The following is a 19,344-nucleotide window of genomic DNA, read 5'->3' as shown; positions in this document are numbered from 1 at the left end:
CAGGGTGCGAGATGGGCTTCCGCTCGCAGTGAGTCCATGAGCCGAAGAGCCGGATGCGGGAATTCCGCACGTCCGGATCCGTGGGGGGCCGGGGAGGTAACTCCCCGGTCTACCCGACCAAGTCTGGCGGCACCGTGCCCGGAGCGCTCCCTCCTGCGCTGGATGGCTCAGCCCAGTTGAAGACGCTCGGGTCTGGGGGAGGTTCCGGCCGCGCTCGGGAGCAACTGGTCCGATGGTCGGACCAGTTGGAACGCCGCGCGGCCGGAAGGTGCCCCGTCCAGTCCCACGGGAGCACCCCTGAGCGCTGGTTCCAATGACCAGGCACGGCAACGTGCCGCGCCGGGCCCGTGCCTCAGCGTCCGCCGAGGAAGTCCGTCTTGCCGACGTCCAGGCCGTTGTGGCGCAGGATGGCGTAGGCGGTGGTGATGTGGAAGTAGAAGTTGGGCAGCACGAAGTCGAGCAGGTAGGACTGGCCCTTGAACTGCAACTCACCGCTGCGCATCTTGAGGACGATGTCGCGCTCCTCGCTGCCGTCGATCTGCGCCGCGTTCACGGTCTGCAGGAAGGCGATCGTCTTCGCGATGCGCTCCTGCAGCTCGGGGAAGGTCTTCTCCGTGTCGGGCATGCTCGGGGCGTCGATTCCCGCCAGACGCGCGGCGCAGCCCTTGGCCATGTCGCTGGCGATCTGGATCTGGAAGGACAGCGGGAGCATGTCGGGGGCCAGCCGGGCGTTGATGAGCACGGACGGCTCGATCTTCTTCGCCGTGGCGTAGGCGACGGCCTTCTCGAGGATGGCCGACAGGTTGCCCAACATGCGGATGAAGACGGGGATGGAGGCCTGATACATCGACAGGGAGGACATGGGGTGGCTCCGGGAGGGGAAGGGAAATGCCGCCCTGGTATGTGGGCCGGACCGGTGCCTGTCAACAGAAGGCGGAGCAGCTCGAGACCGTGCTCGCCTCCTGGGGTGTGGACTCCTCCCGGCTGGGCCAGGACCAGGGGCCGTACCCGTATTGAGTGTGCCCGTGTCGGGTGCTTCACATCGCGTGAACCCGAGGCGGCAGGAATTGCGGGGGAGCCCTGCGGCCCGCAGGCTTTGCGCGAAGGGCGTCACGGAAACCCCTGACACCCCGTGTGGCACGGCCCGTGAAACGGACCCCGAGTCCCATTCAGGGGGTGTGTCATGAAGAAGTTCCTCGTGGGCGTGGATGGCTCCGACCTGTCGCTGCGAGCGCTCCGCAAGGCGGGAGAGTACGCCTTCGGTGTGAAGGCGCAGCTCGTGCTCGTGTATGCACTGGCGCCCATGTCCCATCTGTCGGAGGTGTACACCGGGCAGCTCGCCGATCTGGAGGAGTCCGACCGCAAGAACGGAGAGGTCATCCTGCGCGACGCGGCCCGGATTGCGCGCGAGTCGGGGTGTGAGGTGTCGGTGGTGATGTTGAACGGCAGCCCCGCGGTGGCGCTCGCGGAGCGGGCCGAGCACGACAAGGACATCGACCTGGTGGTGGTGGGCAGCCGCGGGCTGGGGACGATGGCCAGCGCCATCCTCGGCAGCGTGACGGACAAGCTCGTGCGGGTCTGCAAGAAGCCCGTGCTCGTCGTTCACTGACGAGTCAGGGATGCGGCTTCTCGTGCCGGGCGAGCATCTCGACGAACTGGGCGATGCGCCGGGCGCGGGTCTCGGCCTTCTTCGCGGTGTGGACGCGGAACAGCACGGCGTAGCGGTTGGCGGCGTTGAGCGTGGCGAAGAACTCGGCCGCGCGGGGGTTGGCGGCGAGGGCGGCCGACAGGTCCTCGGGCACGGCCGCGCGGCTCGGCGAGTCGTAGGCCGCCTCCCAGCGTCCGTCCTGTTTCGCGCGCTCGATCTGCTCGAGCCCCGGCGGCTTCATCTCGCCCGCCTCGATGAGCGCCAGCGCCTTCTCCCGGTTGATCTTCGACCAGATGCTCCTGGGGCCGCGCGGCGTGAACTTCTGGATCCACGCCGTGTCATCGAAGCGGTCCTTCTGCCCGTCGATCCATCCCCACGCGAGCGCCACCTCGAGCGCCTGCGCGTAGGTGACGGACTCGATGCCGGAGTCCTTCTTGGCGAGCTTCAGCCACAGGCCGCGCGAGGACGCATGGTTCCTGGCGAGCCAGTCCGCCCAGTCACGTGGCTTCGCGAAGGCGATGATCGGCGTCTCCTCGGCGGGCGTCTTCTTCTCGGCCGGCGCCCTGGCCTTCGCGGGTGCCGGTGCCTTCGCGGGCGTCTTCTTCGTCGCGGCCTTCTTCGTCGCGGCCTTCTTCGCCGCGGCCTTCTTCATCGGGCTCATGTCGGGACTCGGTGGACTCAGGAGCGGGACTTCTTGCGGCTGGGGCGCTCGCCCCCGTCACCGTTGAATCCGGAGACGCGCATGCCGAGCGACTGAGCCAGGAGCCCGGCGGTCTCGACGGGCACGTGGGTGCCCTTGAGGCGGTTGTTGGCCGGGTCCAGGAATGCGCCCGTCGCGGTGGAGAAGTCCGTCTGGGTGAGGTTGCAGCCCCGGAAGTTGCTGCCCGTGAGGTCCGTCCCGGAGAAGTCCGCTTCCGTCAGGTCCAGGTCGAAGAAGTTCGCCTCCTGGGCCGAGCAGCGCAGGAAGGCCGTCTTGGCTTCGTCTCCTTCCAGCGGCTCTCCTGCAACTGGCACCGCTGGAAGGTGCACCGGTAGAACTCCTTCCGGCCCAGGTCACTCCCTTGGAGGTCCAGGTCCGTGAAGGTCTCGTTCTCGAAGGAGTCCTCCCGGGCGAGCCGCTGTGCGTCCATGCCGCCCATCCTAGGAGGGGCGGCGGTTTTTCCAAGCGCTGGATGCGCTCAGGCGGCGGAGTGCGACGTCTCCGCGGAGCCGCCGGCCATCTCCATCTCCTTGAGCATCCGCTCCCCCTCGAGCTCGTCGATGGGGGTGAAGCGCTCGACGTCCGGGCGGTAGGCGTGCACGCGCGCCTGGCCGATGTCGAACCACCAGCCGTGCAGCCGCAGCGTGCCGGCCGCCAGCCGCTCGCGCACCAGGGGGTAGGTCTTCAAGTGCTCGAGCTGCTGCAGCACGCTGTACTGGCTGAGCCGGTCATACGGGGGCAGGCCCGCGCCCAACTTCCCCCCGCGCTCGAAGGCGGCCAGGGCGGGGCGGCCCACGTCCAGCCAGCTGCTGAGGTTGGGCGTCTTCTGGTCGTTGTACCCCGAGAGGATGGCCTTCATGGCGCCGCAGCCGGAGTGGCCGCACACCACGATGTCCTTCACCGGCAGGGTGAGCAGGGAGAACTCCAGGGCGGCGGCCTCGGAGCGATCGCTCAGGGACATGCCCATGGCGTCCGAGGGGGGCACCATGTTGCCCACGTTGCGCATGACGAAGAGGTCCCCCGGGTTGGTGGACGCGAAGAGGTTGGGCACCACCCGGCTGTCGGAGCAGGCGATGAAGAGACAGTCCGGCGTCTGTCCATGGGCCAGGCGCGCGAAGGTGGCGCGGTAGGCGGGAAGGCTGTGCCGCTGGAAGTCGAGGAGTCCTTGAACGAGCTTCTTCATGATCAAGCGCTTTCCGAAGAGAGGGTGGGGGAAACAGACACAGCGGACTTGTTGACGGGAGTGGAGCCCTTGCGCGTCCACACCTCCTCGAGCGGCTCCATCCACACCTTGCCGCCCGTCTTGCGATGGTTCTGACACCAGCTCTCGAGGGCCTCGTAGCCGGAGTGGTCGAGCGTCTCGACGGCGAGGTCCAGCTCCACGTGGGCGCCGGTGGGCACGGCGGCGAGCGCGGAGGACAGCTGGGGCACGCCCACGAAGGTGAGGGCGCCGCCCACGCGCACCTGGTGCACCTCGCCCTGCTTCTTCACGTCCACCTGCACGCGGCCCAGCCGCCACAGCAGCCGCGCCACCGCCACCGCGAAGCCCAGGGCGATACCGGCCAGCAGGTTGATGCCCACCACGCCGGCCACCGTCACCACGTACACGGACAGCTCACCGCGCTTCCGCAGCTCCTGGATGTGGTGCAGGTTGACCAGCTTGGCGCCCACGTGGACGAGCAGGCCGGCCAGCACGGTGAGGGGCACCAGGCCCAGGTGCGCGCCCAGCAGGGACACGAAGAGCAGCATCCACACGCCGTGCAGGATGGCGGAGGCGCGCGTCCTGGCGCCCGCGGAGATGTTGGCGGCGCTGCGCACGATGACGCCGGTGATGGGCAGGCCGCCCATCAGGCCGGAGAGCGTGTTGGCCATGCCCTGGGCGAACAGCTCCTTGTCCAGGTTGGCGCGCGGGCCGGTGTGCAGCTTGTCCGTGGCCACCGCGCTCAGCAGCGACTCGGCGCTGGCCACCAGGGCCAGGGAGAACACCGCCGCCGCGAAGGCGCCCCAGTTCGTGGGCAGCGCGGGCAGCTGGATGCTCTCGAAGAGGCTGCCGGTCAGCTCCACCCGCTTCACGTCCGTGCCCCACACGGCCGCGGCCACCGAGCCGGCCACCACCGCCACCAGCGGGCCGGGCACCTTCTTGAGGGCATTGTTGGGCATCACCTGCCAGAGCACCAGGATGCCAATCGTGACGAGGCCCAGGAGGGTCGCCGGGCCGTGCAGGCCGGCGATCTGCCCGGGGAGCTCACGCAGGTTGGCCCAGGCGTTGGACTGGGGCGCGCCGCCCAGCACGATGTGCAGCTGGCCCAGCACGATGAGGATGCCGATACCGGCGAGCATGCCGTGGATGACGGCCGGGGAGATGCCCAGCGCCGCGCGCGCCACCTTCATGCCGCCGAGCGCCATCTGGATGAGGCCCGCGGCCGCCACCGCGGCGCACGTGGCCGCGAAGCCCAGGTCCTGGATGAAGCCGAACACCATCACCGCCAGGCCGGCCGCCGGGCCGCTCACCAGCAGCGGCACGCCGCCGAAGAGCCCCACCACCAGCCCGCCCACCACTCCGGCGATGAGCCCGGACATGATGGGGGCGCCCGAGGCCAGGGCGATGCCCATGCACAACGGCAGGGCCACCAGGAAGACCACCAGGGAGGCGGGCCCATCACTGGCCAGCACCGCCCGGAGCGAGCCGGCTTCACCGGCCTTCTGCTCGTTGGACTTCATTCTCTCAGCCTCCACACCCAGAAGGCGGCGTGCTCCCCGGGAGGATCACGCCGCGTGTCCGCCCCTACAGGGCAAGGGCCGTGCCAAGGGGTGTGGAGGGGGGCTTCCCTCGGAAGCGTGTCGAGGGAGGCCCGGAGGACTTCAAGAAATTTGAAGTGGGGCCCGGCGGCGATGAAAGAACCTTGAACCGCCTGCCTGCTCTCCGCGGCCTACTCCTCGCCGAGCTTGCGCAGGAAGGTGGGGTAGGAGATGCCGAGCGCCCGGGCGGCATCCATGCGGCGGCCTTCCAGGCGCTCGAGGACATGGCGCACGTACCGCCGCTCGACCTCCTCCAGGGGAGGCGGGGGGCCGGCCACGACGAAGGCGTGGGGGTCGGACAGCTGGGCGGGGCCGCCGGGACGGGGCGCGAGCGCCTCCAGCTCCAGGTTGGGGCCGGGCTCGAGCACCAGGGCGCGCTCGAGCACGTTGCGCAGCTCGCGCACGTTGCCGGGGAAGGGGTAGCGCCCGAGCCGCTCGCGCGCGGCGGCGGAGAAGCCCACCGGGCGGCGGCCCAGCTCCGCGCACAGCTCGGCCACCAGCGACTCGGCCAGGGGGAGCACGTCCTCGCGGCGCTCGCGCAGCGGGGGGATGTCCACCTTGAAGACGCTCAGGCGGAAGTAGAGGTCCTCGCGGAAGCGGCCGGCGGCCACCTCCTGGTTGAGGTCCCGGTTGGTGGCGGCCACCACGCGCGCGGTGCTGCTCAGCTCGGTGCTGCCGCCCAGCCGCCGGAAGGCGCCCTTGTCCAGGAAGGTGAGCAGCTTGGCCTGCAGCGGCAGGGGCAGCTCGCCCACCTCGTCGAGGAAGAGCAGGCCGCCGTTGGCCACCTCCACCAGGCCGCGCCGGGCGGTGCGCGCGTCGGTGAAGGCACCGCGCTCGTGGCCGAACAGCTCGCTCTCCACCATGGTGTCCGGCAGGGCGGCGCAGTTGACGTGGACGAAGGGCCCCTGCTCCTCGCGCAGCACGTGCAGGTGGCGGGCGAGCACCTCCTTGCCCACGCCCGTCTCCCCCAGCAGCAGCACGGGGCTGCGCGGCGAGGTGGCGATGCGCTCGAGCATCTGCAGCGTGTGGCGCATGGCGGGCGAGCGCGGCACCTGCATGCGGTGGCGGCCGCCCAGCGCGCTCTCGGCGCGGCGCAGGCGCTCCTGCAGCTGCACGTCCTCGGCGGCGCGGCGGGCGCGCAGCACCAGGTCATCCAGCTCCACGGGCTTGGAGAGGTAGTCGCGCGCGCCGGCCTTGATGGCCTCCACCGCGCTGGCGATGTCCCCGTGCGCCGTGGCCATGAGCACCACGGCGCCGGGGACGAGCGTGCGCAGCTCCGGCAGGAAGGCGAGCCCGTCCCCATCCGGGAGGCGGCGGTCGAGGATGACGAGGTCGGGGGCCTCGCGGGCGAGGGCGGCGCGCGTCTCGTGCAGGGAGCGCGCGGTGCGGACGCGGAAGCCCTCGTGGGTGAGCACGGAGGCGGCCAGCGAGGCGAAGCTGCGGTCGTCATCCACCAGGAGCAGGGAGGTGCTCATGACATGCTCTCCAGGGGCAGGCGCAGGGTGAAGCGGCTGCCATCGGGCAGGCGGGTATAGGTGAGGTGGCCCCCGTGGGACTCCACGGCGGTGCGGGCCATGGGCAGTCCCAGGCCCACGCCCTTGGCGCGCGCGGTGGCGAAGGGCTCCCACAGGCGCGGCTCGAGGTCCGGGTCCACGCCGCCCGCGTTGTCCTCCACGCGCACGACGGCCTCGGTGTCCTCGCGCGCGAGGCTCACCCGCACCCACGGCGAGGGACGCAGGCCCGTGTCGTGCGCCACCGCGCCCGCCTCCACGGCGTTGCGCACCAGGTTGTCGATGGCGGACACCAGCAGCGCCGGGTCGGCATGCACGGTGAGGCCCTCGGCCAGGTGCACCTCCAGGGCCACGTCCTCGGCCTCCGGCAGCAGGCGCACCGACTGGAGGGCCTCCTCCACCAGCAGGCGCAGCTCGCAGGAGCGGCGCGCGGGGGCGGCGCGCGGGGCGCCGAAGGACAGCAGCGAGCGGGCCAGGTGTCCCAGCCGCTGTATCTGCGAGCGCAGGACGGGCAGGGCCACCTCTCCGGCGGAGGCGGCGGGCTTCATCAGCGAGAGGGCCGCCTGGATGCCGTTGAGGGCGTTCTTCACCTCGTGGGCGATGAGCTGGCTGGCGGCGCCCAGCGCGGCCATCGTCTCCTGGTGGCGCAGCCGCTCCTCTCCGGCCAGCAGCGTGCGGTACGAGCGCCGCAGCAGGAAGGTGAAGAGCAGCAGGGTGCTGCCCAGCAGGGCCACGTGGAAGAGCAGCTGCCCGAGGAAGCGCCGCCGCAGCCGGGCGATGTCCCGCTCCTCGTCCTCCAGCACCGCCAGCAGCAGGTTGTTGACGCCCTGGAAGGGGACGCGGGCCGCCGCGCCCAGCATGTGCGTGTCGTCCAGCACGATGGGGCCGGGGGCGTCCGCCAGGGCCCGCACGCGCGTGGCGAGCTCCGCGTTCCAGCGGAAGCGCGGCGGGGGCACGGGCAGCAGGAGCTGGCCCTGCTCGTCCAGCAGCAGCGACATGTCCGCGCCCCCCGAGCGCACGCCCGGCAGCGGACGGGCTCCCGCGCGCAGCTCGCCCACCAGCAGGCCCGTCACCTTTCCTCCGTGCCGCACGGGCACCGCCACCACCAGCGGCCCGTCCGTCCCCTCCAGCAGGTGGATTTCCGACACGCCCTCCTCCAGCACCCGGCGGAACCAGGTGCGGGACGTCAGCGGCGAGGCCCCCAGCGACATCTGCGGCGGATCACTCCACACGCGGCGCCCCGAGGCGGTGAGCAGGGCCACGCCCTCGGAGAAGAGGGGCGAGTGGTGGAAGGCGTTGTCCAGCATGGCCGCCTCCAGGCCGGAGGGGCCGTCCTCGGGGATGAGCTGGGGGTGCTCGGCCAGCCGGCGCAGCTCCGCCTCCAGCAGTCCGAGGTGCACGCCCAGCGCCTCGGCCTGCACCTGGGCCTGGCTGGAGAGGTTGCCGAGCACCTCCTCGCGGGCATTTTGAAGGTCCTCGCGGTAGCCGAGCAGGGGGCTGGCCAGCGCGACCACGCCGAGCAGCGCCAGTCCCACCGTGGCGGAGCGCCCGGCCCGCTGCTGGGTGCGCGCGAGCTCTCCGAGGGCGGAGGACAGGGAGGGTCCTGGCAGGGGAGGGGGTCGCGGCATGGGGCGCATCATGCGCCAAACACCCCGGGGGACGTCTTCTTTCCGTGCGGTGGCCCCGCCCCGGCCGTCGCGGGGAAGAATGCTGGCGCGTCTTCCCGCCCTGGGGTGGATTCGGGGGAGCCGGTCGACACAAGGAGCCATGCCATGCTGCGCCCGCTGTCCGATGACCTCTTCGTCCTGGATGTGCCCTTCCGCATCGGGGGGATGGCCCTGGGCGGCCGGATGACGGTGATCCGCCTGCCGGACGGAGGCCTGTGGCTGCACTCGCCGGTGAAGCTGGACGCGGAGACGAAGGGCGCGGTGGATGCGCTGGGGCCGGTGCGCTTCCTGGTGGCGCCCAACACCATGCACCACCTGTCGCTGGGGGACTGGGCCGCGGCGTACCCGGCGGCGAAGGTGCTCGCGCCCGCGGGGCTGCGCGCGAAGCGGCCGGACCTGCGCATCGACGTGGAGCTGTCGGACGTGATGGACGTGGGCCAGTCGCCCACGCTCGAGCTGCTGCTGGCGCACGGCATCCCCAAGCTCGAGGAGTTCGCCTTCTTCCACCGCCCCAGCCGCACGCTGCTGCTCACCGACCTGGCCTTCAACATCCACGAGACGCCCTCGTGGCTGACGCGCACGTACCTGAAGCTGTGCGGGGCGTACGGGAAGCTGGCGGCCACGTGGCTGCTCAAGTCCATGGTGAAGGACAAGGCGGCGCTGCGGGCCTGGAAGGAGCGCGTGCTCGGCTGGGACTTCGAGCGCGTGGTGCCGTGCCACGGCCAGGTGCTGGAGAAGGGGGGCAAGGAGGCGCTGCGCGAGGCCTTCGCGTGGGCGTAGGGGCGCGCCCGCCTGGTTGCCCTCCGGCCTGACTCGCAGGGGGAGGGAAGACGGTGCGGGGGATTGCTGACATCATCGCCCCCTTCCATGCGAATCGACCGACTCCTGGCCGGCCTGTTCCTCGCGAGCTCCCTCGCGTGTGCCTCCTCCCCCTCGTCCCTCCGCGCCGACGCGGCACAGGTGACGCTCTCGGCCCCCGGGGCCCTGGCGGTTCCCGTGTCCTCACGGGGCGAGGGCGATCTGCGGGTGATGACCTTCAACATCCAGTCGGCCATTCGCGGCCTGGACAAGGTGGCGGAGGTCATCCGCTCCGCCTCGCCCGACATCGTCGCGCTGCAGGAGGTGGACGTCGGCTCGCATCGCGCCAACGGGTTGGATCAGCCCGCCGAGCTGGCCCGGCGCACCGGCCTGAAGTACTTCGCCCACTTCCGCACCACCAGCCTGTACGGCGGTGACTACGGTGTGGCGCTCCTTTCCCGCTTCCCGCTGGAGTCGGTGGAGCAGCACCCGCTGCCGGTGGAGACGGGCACCGAGCCGCGCACCGTGGCGCGCGTCAACATGAAGGTGCACGGGCAGGACGTGAGCGTCTATGTCACCCACCTCACCCGGCGTCCCTTCAACGGCGGCGTCCGCGTGCGTCAGAGCGCGGCCATCATGAAGCTGATGGCGGCGGATCCGCGGCCCAAGCTGCTCATGGGGGACATGAACGACACGCCCGACTCGGGCTCGCTGCGGCTCTTCAAGCGCGAGCTGGCGGACGTCTTCGAGCTGCGGGGCGAGGGGAGCGCGGACACGTACCCGCTGCCCGTCATCCCCAACCTGCGCATCGACTACGTGCTGGCGAGCGACCGTTTCATGCCCCGGCACAGCAAGGTGTTGCGCGTGAAGGCGTCGGACCACTACCCGGTGGTGGCGGATCTCACGCTGCTCGAGCCCGCGAAGGCGCCCTCCGCCGAGGTGGTGGAGCGTCCGCACGAGTCGGCTTCCGCCAGCAGCCCGTAGCTCACTCGAGCTGGAGGCCGCAGTCGCTGCACGCGCCCCGCACCAGGGGCGCCGCCGTACCGCATGCGGGGCAGGGAGGCTCGCCCTCCTCGGGCACCGCCCGCATGAGCTGTCCCTCGGGGACGAGCCCCTCGCGCTGGAGGGTGTCCAGCCAGCGCTGTTGGAGGAGGCCCGCGACGCGGGGCGCGTCCTCGGGGCGCACGAGCACCTGGAACTTCGGGGAGCACGAGGGCTTGCTGCACGCCTCGCGGTGGACGAGCGCGGGCACGCCCTCGGCGAGGCATGCCTCCACGAGCCTGCGGGCGTCCGCGAGGGACGCCTCCACGCATGGCACCACTTCCGCGTCCACCAGGGCCTTCTCTGCGTCGTGAGGAGTCATCACGGCTCCCAGTGAACCGCAGCCGGGGCACCACCGTCCACGGTTTCGGAGTGCTTCCGTCCGGCCGGGGAGCGGGGGGGCAGGCGTGGGGAGGCGTTTCCACGGGGGAAGGATCTTCCCGTTGGCGTCTCCACGCACCGTGTCGAAGTTAGGCCGGTCAGAGAACGCTCACACAAACCCACGCAGGAGTGGAGACACCATGGTGGACGCCATCGAGTTGTTGAAGCAGCAGCACCGCGAGGTGGACGAGCTGTTCGAGAAGTTCGAGAAGGCCAGCGAGGGCAAGGGCGAGCAGGTGTTGCTGGACCTGTTCGCGCGCATCGCGGACAACCTCGCGGCGCACGCGACCATCGAGGAGAAGCTCTTCTACCCCAGCGTCTACGTGGGCCCCACGGCGGACAAGCTCCAGGAGGCGGTGGAGGAGCACCTGGCGGTGAAGCGGGTGATCGCGGACCTGCTCGACATGGACCCCTCCGACGCGCAGTTCAAGGCGAAGATGAAGGTGCTCCAGGAGATGGTGGAGCACCACGTCGAGGAGGAGGAGAAGGAGCTCTTCAAGAGCGTGAAGAAGCTCATGACCAGGGAGGAGCTGGCCGTCATGGGTGAGCAGCTGGAGGTCATGTTCAACGAGCTCATCCAGACCGAGCCGCGCATGCAGGTGCCCCGCGAGACGGACGAGGCGGCGCCGCTGCCGCAGTAGAGACCCGGTAGTGGTGACCCGGTAGTGGTGACCCGGGAATCCCGGGCCGGACGCGCCCCGTGGAGTTATCCACGGGGCGTGCGTCGTCAAGGCGAGGTGAACCACCGCTGGTCCACGGTGGCGAAGCCCGCGAGCAGCTCTCCAGCCAGCCGCGGATAGGTGGCCTTCTTCTCGGGGCGGCGCAGGTAGTCGTTGAGCACGCGGCCCTTCGCGTCCCGGCGGAGGGCGGGTTGGTGCAGGTGGAGCTTCGCGCGCTTCACACCTCCGCCCGCGCGGTGCACGAAGGTGACGGTGCCGTCGCGGTCCACGCGCTCGACGACGCCGATGTGCGTGAGGCCGTCGTTGCGCCGGCCGTCGCGGTTGCGGTCATACGTCTCGCGGAAGAAGACGAGGTCTCCCGGGCGAGGGGTCTCGTGGAGCGAGCCGAGGCTCCTGGCCTTGCGGTAGATGGCGGCCACGCCGTTCTCACCGGGGAGGGTGCGCTCGGGCAGGAGGCTCAGGCCGCGTTTGCGGTAGGCGAGGTTGGCGAGGCCGGAGCAGTCATCGTTCACGGAGTGGCTCACCCTGCGCAGGGAGGGAAGGCCCACCCAGAGGGAGGCGCGGGCGGCGGCGCGGCTGGCGAGCATGCCGGAGGTGTTGCGGGTGCTCCGGCTCGAGGAAGCGCGGCGAGCGGCCTCGGCATCGGGACCCCAGAGCATGACACCCATCAAGGCACACAGCAGGAAGGCACGGTGCATGCCCGAGGCCCCTCAGCAACCGGCGTGCCCCTGACATTTGACGGGGCTGCTGTCCACCCGGAGACGGCCGGGGACCCCTCGTGTGTCCCGCGGGTGTGAATCGCTCTGCCCAGGCTGTGCTGTGGATGTCCCTGCGAGGCGCGCTGGGTGGCAGCCGAGGTGTTGTGAACAAGACGACAGGCGCGCTCGCCGCTTTCGCGCGTTTCCCCATTGCTCGCACCCTCCTGGGTGAGCAACCGTCGCTCCCTACCCTTACAGGGACGGCGCCGATGAACTCCGCATCAGGTCAGGACTCTCTCCCCGTCATCCGCGCGGTGGAGCGAATGCTTCCTCCCCACTACGCCCGCCAGGACCAGATCATCGGCGCCCTGCGCGAGCTCTGGGCCACCCGCCATTACAACCTCGAGCGGCTCGAGGACTTGCACCGCTCGGTACAGGTGGATGGGCGGTTCCTCGCGCTGCCCATCGAGCAGTACCCCAAGCTCGTCACGTTCCAGCAGCGCAACGACGCCTGGATTCAAGTCGCCACGGACCTGGGCGAGCAGGTGGTGCGCAAGGCGTTGGACCGAGCGGGGCTCACCCCCCAGGACGTGGACCACGTCTTCTTCGTCACCGTGACGGGCATCGCCACGCCGAGCATCGAGGCGCGGCTGATGAACCGGCTGGGCATGCGTCCGGACATGAAGCGCACGCCCATCTTCGGGCTCGGTTGCGTGGCGGGCGCGGCGGGCACGGCGCGCGCCTCGGACTACCTCCGGGCGTGGAAGGGCCACACGGCGCTGCTCATCTCCGTGGAGCTGTGCTCGCTGACGCTGCAGCGCGAGGACCTGTCCATTCCCAACATCATCGCCTCGGGCCTCTTCGGAGACGGGGCGGCGTGCGTCGTGTTGCAGGGCGGCGAGCGCTCCGGCGCCGGCCCTCGCGTCGTGGCCACGCGCTCGGTGATGTACCCGGACACCGAGCGCATCATGGGCTGGGACGTGGTGGACACGGGCTTCAAGGTGGTGCTGTCGGCGAAGGTGCCGCAGCTGGCGCGCGAGTTCATCGGCCGGGACGTGGATGGCTTCCTCGCCGAGCATGGCCTCACACGGAAGGACGTGAAGCACTGGGTGGCGCACACCGGTGGCCCCAAGGTGTTGCAGGCCTTCGAGGAGGCGCTGGAGCTGCCGCCGGACGCGCTGGCGCGCTCGTGGGCGTCGCTGCGCGAGGTGGGCAACCTGTCCTCGGCCTCGGTGCTCTTCGTGCTGGGCGAGATGCTCGAGTCGGGCGAGGCCCGGCCCGGGGACTGGGGCGTGATGATGGCCATGGGCCCGGGCTTCTGCGCCGAGCTGGTGCTGCTGCGATGGTGAGCTCACTCGCGGGCTATCTCGGCTTCCTGGGGCTGCTCGGCGCCGAGCGGCTGGTGGAGCTCGTCCTTTCCAAGCGCAACGCGGCGCGTGCCTTCGCGCGTGGTGGGGTGGAGACGGGACAGGCCCACTACCGGGTGATGGTGGTGCTGCACTCGCTCTTCCTGGTGGCGTGCGTGGCCGAGGTGGTGGGGCTCTCCCGTCCATTCCCGGGGGCGCTCGGCCTCGGGGCGCTGGGCGTGGCGCTGGTGGCGCAGGCGCTGCGCTACTGGGCCATCGCCTCGCTGGGAGACCGGTGGAACACGCGCATCATCGTGGTGCCCGGCCTGGCGCCGGTGACACGCGGGCCGTACCGCTTCCTGCGCCACCCCAACTACGTGGCGGTGGTGCTGGAGCTGGCCGCGGTGCCGCTCATTCATGGGGCCTGGGTGACGGCCCTCGTCTTCTCGCTGGGCAACGCCCTGCTGCTCCGCGTGCGCATCCGCGCCGAGGAGGAGGCCCTGGGCGCGCTCTACGCCGAGGCCTTCTCTGACAAGCCCCGCTTCATTCCGGAGGTGCCCCGTGGTTGAGAACGAGCTCGCCGTGCTTCGCGAGATACGCCGCATCGTCTCCCAGGAGCTGGAGTGGCAGGAGGAGGTGGAGCCCTCGCACCACCTGATGAAGGACCTGCGGCTGGACAGCATGGGGCTGACGGTGCTGGCGGTGGAGCTGGAGAACCACTTCCGCATCCGCCTCTCCATGGAGGACTCGGTGGGGGTGAACACCGTGGGTGACCTGATGCGCCTGGTGGCCGCGAAGGCCGCCGAGGCGCCTCGGGCGGCGGCCTCGGGAGGTGCCCCGTGAAGGGCCCGGCGCTGCCGGCGCTGAAGCACGCCACCGTCAACGAGGCGCTCGCCGCCGCGGCGCGGAGTCCGCTGGGGCTCGTCTTCGTGGACGCCAGCGAGCGCGAGACGCCGCTGTCCTGGGCGCAGGTGTATGGGCGGGCGCGCCGCTTCGCCGCGGGCCTGAGGCGTCTGGGGGTGGCTCCGGGCGAGCGCGTGGCGTTGCTGCTGCCCACCTCGCCGGGCTTCATGGATGCCTTCTTCGGCGCGCTGCTGGCGGGCGCGGTGCCGGTGCCGCTCTATCCGCCGGTGCGGTTGGGCCGGTTGGAGGAGTACCACCGCTCCACCGCGCGCATGCTGGAGGTGTCGGCCGCGGTGGTGGTGCTCACGGACGCGAAGGTGCGGCTGCTGCTGGGCGAGTCCGTGGCGGCGGCGCGTCCGAGGCTCGGCTGCCACACGGTGGAGGAGGTGGCGCGCGAGGACGGGGACCTGGCCGAGCGCGTCACGCCCGAGTCGCTCGCCGTCATCCAGTTCTCCTCGGGCTCGACGGTGGACCCGAAGCCGGTGGGGCTGCGGCAGGGCCACCTGATGGCGCAACTGGCGGCGCTGGAGGCGGAGCTGCCGCGGCCGGTGGACCGGGAGCCGGTGGGCGTGTCCTGGCTGCCGCTGTACCACGACATGGGCCTCATCGGCTGTCTGCTGTCGGCGGTGTACTACCCGGGCGGCATGGTGCTGATTCCCCCCGAGGTGTTCCTCGCGCGGCCGGCGCTGTGGCTGCGCGCGCTGTCGAGGCACCGGGGCTTCGTCTCGCCCGCGCCCAACTTCGCCTACGGGCTGTGCCTCAAGCGGGTGAAGGACGCGGACCTGGAGGGAGTGGACCTGTCGGGCTGGATGCACGCGCTCAACGGCGCGGAGCCGGTGTCGGTGGAGACGCTGCGCCTCTTCACGGAGCGCTTCTCGCGGTGGGGCTTCCAGGCGGGCTCGCTGCGGCCGGTGTACGGGCTGAGCGAGGCCACGCTGGCCGTCACCTTCCCGCCCGCGGGACGAGGGCCGCGCGCGCTGGGCGTGGACGCGCGGGTGCTGGCCACGGAGCGGCGCGTGGTGGACGGCGCGCGCGAGGTGGTGTCCGTGGGGCGTCCGGTGCCGGGCTTCGAGGTGCGGGTGCGGGACGAGCTGGGCCACGGGGTGGAGGAGCGGCGGGTGGGGCGGGTGTTCGCGCGAGGGCCCTCGGTGATGGCGGGGTACGTGGGCCTCCCGGAGGCGACGGCGCATGCGCTGGACGCCGAGGGCTGGCTGGACACGGGAGACCTGGGCTTCGAGGCGGACGGGGAGCTGTACCTCACGGGCCGCGCGAAGGACCTGGTCATCATCCGCGGGGCCAACCACGCGCCGCAGGAGTTCGAGGAGTGCCTGGAGGGGGTGGAGGGCCTGCGCACGGGCTGCGCGGTGGCGCTGGGCTTCACGCCCGAGGGGGAGAACGACGAAGCGCTGCTGATACTGGCCGAGCACGCGCCGGGCGCGGAAGCAGCGGGCCTGGAGGAGCGGATTCGCGAGGCGGTGCTGGCGGGCACGGGCGTGAAGGCGCACACGGTGCGGGTGTTGGAGCCGGGGACGCTGCCGCGCACCTCGAGCGGGAAGCTGCGCCGGAGCGAGGCGTTGCGGCGCTACCTGGCGGAGGAGCTGACGGCGCCGAAGAAGGTGGGGACGGTGGGGCTGGTGGTGGAGATGGCGAAGAGCGCGCTGGCCTTCGCCCGCTCGGGGCGGGACGGGTGAGCGCCTGGGACGTGGCGGTGGTGGGAGGAGGGCCCGCGGGGCTGGCGGTGGCGCTCACCGCGGCGAAGCGGGGCCTCAACACGGTGGTGCTGGAGCGCGCCACGGTGCCGCCGGACAAGGCGTGTGGGGAGGGGCTGATGCCCTCGGGCGTGGCGGCGCTGGAGCGCTTCGGGGCGCTGTCGCTGCTGGACAGGCGCGAGTGTGCTCCCTTCGTGGGCATCCGTTACGTGCAGGAGGACGGGAGCGGCGCGGAGGGCCGGTTGCCGGCGCCCGGAGGGCTGGGCGTGCGGCGGGTGGCGCTGGTGACGGCGATGGCCGCGAGGGCCCGGGCGCTCGGCGTGGAGCTGCGCGAGCACTGCGCGGTGGTGGGCCAGCGGCGCACGGGGGACGGGTGGGAGGTGGAGACGGCGGCCGGGCCGCTGCGGGCGCGGATGCTGGTGGCGGCGGACGGGCTGGCCTCGCCGCTGCGGCGCGCCGAGGGGCTGGAGTTGCAGGTGGCGGGGCCGAGGCGTTTCGGGCTGCGGCGGCACTTCCGGATGAAGCCATGGGCGCCCTTCGTGGAGGTTCACCTGTCGGACGGCGTGGAGGCGTACGTGACGCCAGCGGGTGAGGAGCGGGTGGGGGTGGCCTTCCTGTGGACGGACGGGCTGCCGGGGCGCATCGGCTTCGACTCGCTGCTCGCGCGCTTTCCCTCGCTGGCCGAGCGGGTGGTGGGCGCGGAGCCGGACTCGAAGGCGCGGGGGGCGGGGCCGCTGGCGAGGGCGGCGCGGGCGCGGGTGGCGGACCGCTTCGCGCTGGTGGGGGACGCGGCGGGGTACGTGGACGCGGTGACGGGGGAGGGGTTGTCCCTGGCCTTCACGTGCGCGGAGGCGCTGGGAAACGTGCTGCCGGACGCGTTGGCGAAGGGCGGAACGCGCGAGTCCCTGCTGCCCTACGAGCGGGTCTTCCAGCGTGCGTTCCGCAAGTACGCGTGGCTGACGGGGGCCATGTTGATGCTGGCGCGCAGGCCCGCGCTGCGCCGTCCCCTGGTGCGCTGGCTGGGCTCGAATCCGCGCGTCTTCGAGCGGATCCTCGCCCACGCCATCGTGTAGGCGTACCCGGCTCGCGAGCGCTCCAGCTCCACCCGCCCCCCTGGGTTCGCTGGGCGCCGGCCTTCCAGTCCTGCAATAAAAGTACGGATGTGACACAATTTCGCTTTATTTTGTCTTCCAGATTTCTTATGAATCGCGAGCAGTTCACGTTTTTCCTCCACGTGGTACCCATCGGGAGAAGACATGCGTCTGCGCAACGCAGTGATTGGACTTGTGACGTTTTCGAGTGTCGCCAGTGCCGCCCCCGCCTCGGGTGACGAGGTCGCGGAGGCGCGGGCGCGGGTGTACCAGTCGGAGCGCGCCCTGACGGCGCCTTCGCGCTCCGGGGCGAGCGCGATCGCGGCCGGCTTCCTGCGCTCGCGGGGGGCCTCCGAGATGACCGTGGGCTCCCTGCGCGCGAGCGAGGCGCGCCAGGGTGACATCACCCACGTCCGTTTCGAGCAGTACGTGGGGGGCCTGCGCGTTCACGGCGCCTACGCCAAGGCGGCGGTGAACGGCCGTGGCGAGCTGATCCACTTCATCGATGGTACGGCGGCCGCGGGCCCGGTGGTCTCGGCGCGCGTGTCCGAGTCCGACGCGGTGGGCCTCGCGCTGCGCCACCTCTATCCCGAGCTGCGCGACACGCAGCCGGCGGAGCAGTCGCGCGAGGGCAACACCGTCTCCTTCGCCGGTGGCGCCTTCTTCCACCGCGGCCCGACGGCCGAGCGCGTCGCCTACGCGTCGGCCAACGGCGCGCTCCGCACGGGCTTCCTGGTGGAGACGTGGACGGCCAGGAGCAATCAGCTCACGCACACGCTGGTCAGCGGCGAGGGCCGGGTGCTCTCCACCGAGTCGCGCACCGCCAACGACCGGTACAACGTCTTCACGAATGATCCCACGAAGACCCCGCAGGCCATCGTGAGCGGCGCGGGCACGGGCAACGCGCAGTCGCCCATCGGCTGGCTCAACACCTCGGGCCTCACCACGCGGCTGATCGCCGGCAACAACGTCCGGGCCTACCTGGACGCGGACGCGAACAACGCCCCGGACACCGGTGGCACCGCGGTGACGAACGGGGACTTCCTCGCCGTGGCGGACCTGGCGCAGGCGCCCACCACCAGCCTCAACCGCGACGTGTCCGTGCAGAACCTGTTCTACCTCAACAACGTCATCCACGACACGCTCTACCGCTACGGCTTCAACGAGGCGGCGCTGAACTTCCAGGAGAACAACTTCGGCAAGGGCGGCGCGGGCAGCGACTCCGTGGACGCCGAGGCGCAGGACGGCAGCGGTACCGACAACGCCAACTTCGCGACGCCGGCCGACGGCTCCAACCCGCGCATGCAGATGTACCTGTGGACGGGCGTGGGCACCCACCAGGTCAACGTGCAGCTGCCGGCGTCCATCGCCGGCAACTACGTGGCGCAGGGTGACGCCGCGTTCGGCCCGGTGCTCACCACCACGGGCGTCACCGGTGACATCGTGCTCGTCAATGACGGCGTGGGCGCCACCTCGGATGGCTGCGAGGCCCTTGCGGCCGGCTCGCTCACCGGGAAGCTCGCGCTGATCGACCGCGGCACGTGCGGCTTCTCGGTGAAGGTGAAGAACGCGCAGCTCGCGGGCGCCACGGGGGCCATCATCGCCAACAACGCGGGCGATGGCGTGATGACGATGGGCGGCACGGACAACACCATCACCATCCCGTCCGTGTTCGTCGGCCAGACCACGGGCGCGACGCTGCGCTCGGTCACCGGCGTGTTCGGCACCATCCGCAAGTCCCTGTCGGCGCCGCTGCAGCGCGACTCGTCGGTGGACTCCGACGTCGTCTACCACGAGTACGGGCACGGCCTGACCTGGCGCATGATCGGCTCCATGAGCGGCCCCATCTCCGGTGCCATCGGCGAGGGCATGAGCGACGTGCTGGCGGTGATCCTCAACGACAACGACCGCGTGGGTGAGTACTCGGCCTCGAGCGACATGGGCATCCGCAGCGCGCCGTACACCAACTACCCGCGCACCTACGGGAACGTGACGGGCAGCGGCGTGCACTTCGATGGCGAGGTGTACGGTGCGATTGGCTGGCAGCTGTGGCTCAACTTCCAGGCCGCGGGCGTGTCCAAGGACACGCTGATGGGCTACCTGGTGGACGGCATGAACTACACGCCGGCCGCTCCGTACTACGAGCACATGCGCGATGGCATCCTGCAGTCGGTGGCCAATGCCGGCAATGTGCACCGCTGCCTGGTGTGGAGCGCGTTCGCCAAGTACGGCGTCGGCGTCGGCGCGAGTGCCACCCTCATCCGCTCGAAGGGCGCGACGGTGCCGTCGGTCACCGAGTCCTTCGTGAAGCCGTCGGATTGCCCGTAACGCCCGGCATCCTCCGGTGAAGCTCCCAGCGGGTGCCCGGAGAC

At 71.2% G+C, this 19,344-nt stretch carries 20 protein-coding genes; 11 read left to right on the top strand and 9 right to left on the bottom strand.

Translation table 11 applies throughout. The features are described 5' to 3' along the window. Nucleotides 1-352: 352 nt before the first annotated feature. Nucleotides 353-862, bottom strand: a complete 510-nt coding sequence (locus tag AC16DP_RS30180) for a DUF1993 domain-containing protein (protein WP_329730614.1) — start codon at nt 860-862, stop codon at nt 353-355. Nucleotides 863-888: 26 nt separating this feature from the next. Between AC16DP_RS30180 and AC16DP_RS30175 the strand changes: the two genes are divergently transcribed. Together AC16DP_RS30175 and AC16DP_RS30170 are read left to right on the top strand one after the other, a co-directional pair. Beyond that, nucleotides 889-1,017 carry a hypothetical protein gene (locus AC16DP_RS30175; RefSeq protein ID WP_329730613.1) on the top strand — a complete coding sequence of 43 codons (129 nt, stop codon included), beginning with the start codon at nt 889-891 and terminating at the stop codon, nt 1,015-1,017. Nucleotides 1,018-1,183: 166 nt separating this feature from the next. Continuing rightward, complete coding sequence (locus AC16DP_RS30170) at nt 1,184-1,609, top strand: universal stress protein (protein ID WP_329730612.1); 426 nt, start codon at nt 1,184-1,186, stop codon at nt 1,607-1,609. A gap of 4 nt (nt 1,610-1,613) precedes the next feature. On the opposite strand, the gene AC16DP_RS30165 is transcribed toward AC16DP_RS30170, so the two are convergent. The 6 genes from AC16DP_RS30165 to AC16DP_RS30140 form a co-directional block, all read right to left on the bottom strand. Continuing rightward, entirely contained in the window at nt 1,614-2,309 is a 696-nt protein-coding gene (locus AC16DP_RS30165) for a YdeI/OmpD-associated family protein (RefSeq protein WP_329730611.1), read from the bottom strand. 17 nt (nt 2,310-2,326) lie between these two features. After that, nucleotides 2,327-2,677 carry a pentapeptide repeat-containing protein gene (locus AC16DP_RS30160; RefSeq protein ID WP_329730610.1) on the bottom strand — a complete coding sequence of 117 codons (351 nt, stop codon included), beginning with the start codon at nt 2,675-2,677 and terminating at the stop codon, nt 2,327-2,329. A gap of 149 nt (nt 2,678-2,826) precedes the next feature. Beyond that, entirely contained in the window at nt 2,827-3,531 is a 705-nt protein-coding gene (locus tag AC16DP_RS30155; protein ID WP_329730609.1) for a carbonic anhydrase, read from the bottom strand. 2 nt (nt 3,532-3,533) lie between these two features. After that, a complete protein-coding gene (locus AC16DP_RS30150) occupies nt 3,534-5,069 on the bottom strand; it encodes a SulP family inorganic anion transporter (protein WP_329730608.1) in 1,536 nt (511 codons plus the stop codon). Nucleotides 5,070-5,278: 209 nt separating this feature from the next. Then, complete coding sequence (locus AC16DP_RS30145) at nt 5,279-6,622, bottom strand: sigma-54-dependent transcriptional regulator (protein ID WP_329730607.1); 1,344 nt, start codon at nt 6,620-6,622, stop codon at nt 5,279-5,281. Next, nucleotides 6,619-8,286 (bottom strand): sensor histidine kinase, encoded by a 1,668-nt coding sequence (locus AC16DP_RS30140; RefSeq protein ID WP_329730606.1) that lies wholly within the window; start codon nt 8,284-8,286, stop codon nt 6,619-6,621. Before AC16DP_RS30140 ends, AC16DP_RS30145 begins: the two co-directional genes overlap by 4 nt. A gap of 144 nt (nt 8,287-8,430) precedes the next feature. On the opposite strand from AC16DP_RS30140, the gene AC16DP_RS30135 reads away from it, so the two are divergent. Both AC16DP_RS30135 and AC16DP_RS30130 read left to right on the top strand, forming a co-directional pair. Then, entirely contained in the window at nt 8,431-9,105 is a 675-nt protein-coding gene (locus AC16DP_RS30135; RefSeq protein WP_329730605.1) for a DUF4336 domain-containing protein, read from the top strand. An 87-nt stretch (nt 9,106-9,192) separates the two neighbouring features. After that, a complete protein-coding gene (locus tag AC16DP_RS30130) occupies nt 9,193-10,107 on the top strand; it encodes an endonuclease/exonuclease/phosphatase family protein (protein ID WP_329730604.1) in 915 nt (304 codons plus the stop codon). 1 nt (nt 10,108) lies between these two features. Here AC16DP_RS30130 and AC16DP_RS30125 read toward each other — a convergent pair whose 3' ends face one another. Next, complete coding sequence (locus tag AC16DP_RS30125) at nt 10,109-10,486, bottom strand: hypothetical protein (RefSeq protein WP_329730603.1); 378 nt, start codon at nt 10,484-10,486, stop codon at nt 10,109-10,111. Between the two features lie 202 nt (nt 10,487-10,688). On the opposite strand from AC16DP_RS30125, the gene AC16DP_RS30120 reads away from it, so the two are divergent. After that, a complete protein-coding gene (locus AC16DP_RS30120; RefSeq protein ID WP_329730615.1) occupies nt 10,689-11,186 on the top strand; it encodes a hemerythrin domain-containing protein in 498 nt (165 codons plus the stop codon). 86 nt (nt 11,187-11,272) lie between these two features. Here the strand turns inward: AC16DP_RS30120 and AC16DP_RS30115 are convergent, their stop codons facing one another. Beyond that, complete coding sequence (locus tag AC16DP_RS30115; protein ID WP_329730602.1) at nt 11,273-11,923, bottom strand: C40 family peptidase; 651 nt, start codon at nt 11,921-11,923, stop codon at nt 11,273-11,275. A gap of 269 nt (nt 11,924-12,192) precedes the next feature. On the opposite strand from AC16DP_RS30115, the gene AC16DP_RS30110 reads away from it, so the two are divergent. The 6 genes from AC16DP_RS30110 to AC16DP_RS30085 all read left to right on the top strand — a co-directional run bounded on the left by AC16DP_RS30110 (nt 12,193) and on the right by AC16DP_RS30085 (nt 19,300). Next, nucleotides 12,193-13,272 carry a type III polyketide synthase gene (locus tag AC16DP_RS30110; RefSeq protein ID WP_329730601.1) on the top strand — a complete coding sequence of 360 codons (1,080 nt, stop codon included), beginning with the start codon at nt 12,193-12,195 and terminating at the stop codon, nt 13,270-13,272. Next, complete coding sequence (locus AC16DP_RS30105; protein WP_329730600.1) at nt 13,266-13,838, top strand: isoprenylcysteine carboxyl methyltransferase family protein; 573 nt, start codon at nt 13,266-13,268, stop codon at nt 13,836-13,838. The genes AC16DP_RS30110 and AC16DP_RS30105 overlap by 7 nt, the downstream gene beginning before the upstream one ends. Beyond that, on the top strand, nt 13,831-14,112 hold the full coding sequence (locus AC16DP_RS30100; protein ID WP_329730599.1) for an acyl carrier protein: 282 nt from the start codon (nt 13,831-13,833) through the stop codon (nt 14,110-14,112). The genes AC16DP_RS30105 and AC16DP_RS30100 overlap by 8 nt, the downstream gene beginning before the upstream one ends. Then, nucleotides 14,109-15,863, top strand: coding sequence for a fatty acyl-AMP ligase (locus AC16DP_RS30095; protein ID WP_329730598.1), 1,755 nt, complete (start codon nt 14,109-14,111; stop codon nt 15,861-15,863). Before AC16DP_RS30100 ends, AC16DP_RS30095 begins: the two co-directional genes overlap by 4 nt. Beyond that, the gene (locus AC16DP_RS30090; protein ID WP_329730597.1) at nt 15,860-16,954 is read left to right on the top strand and encodes an NAD(P)/FAD-dependent oxidoreductase; all 1,095 of its coding nucleotides are present in this window, start codon (nt 15,860-15,862) and stop codon (nt 16,952-16,954) included. The genes AC16DP_RS30095 and AC16DP_RS30090 overlap by 4 nt, the downstream gene beginning before the upstream one ends. Nucleotides 16,955-17,137: 183 nt before the next feature. Further along, a complete protein-coding gene (locus AC16DP_RS30085) occupies nt 17,138-19,300 on the top strand; it encodes a M36 family metallopeptidase (RefSeq protein WP_329730596.1) in 2,163 nt (720 codons plus the stop codon). Nucleotides 19,301-19,344: the final 44 nt, after the last annotated feature.

Source organism: Archangium sp., assembly GCF_057119385.1.
The sequence above is the reverse complement of the archived record's forward strand: the minus strand, read 5'-3'. Positions and strand labels throughout refer to the sequence as shown.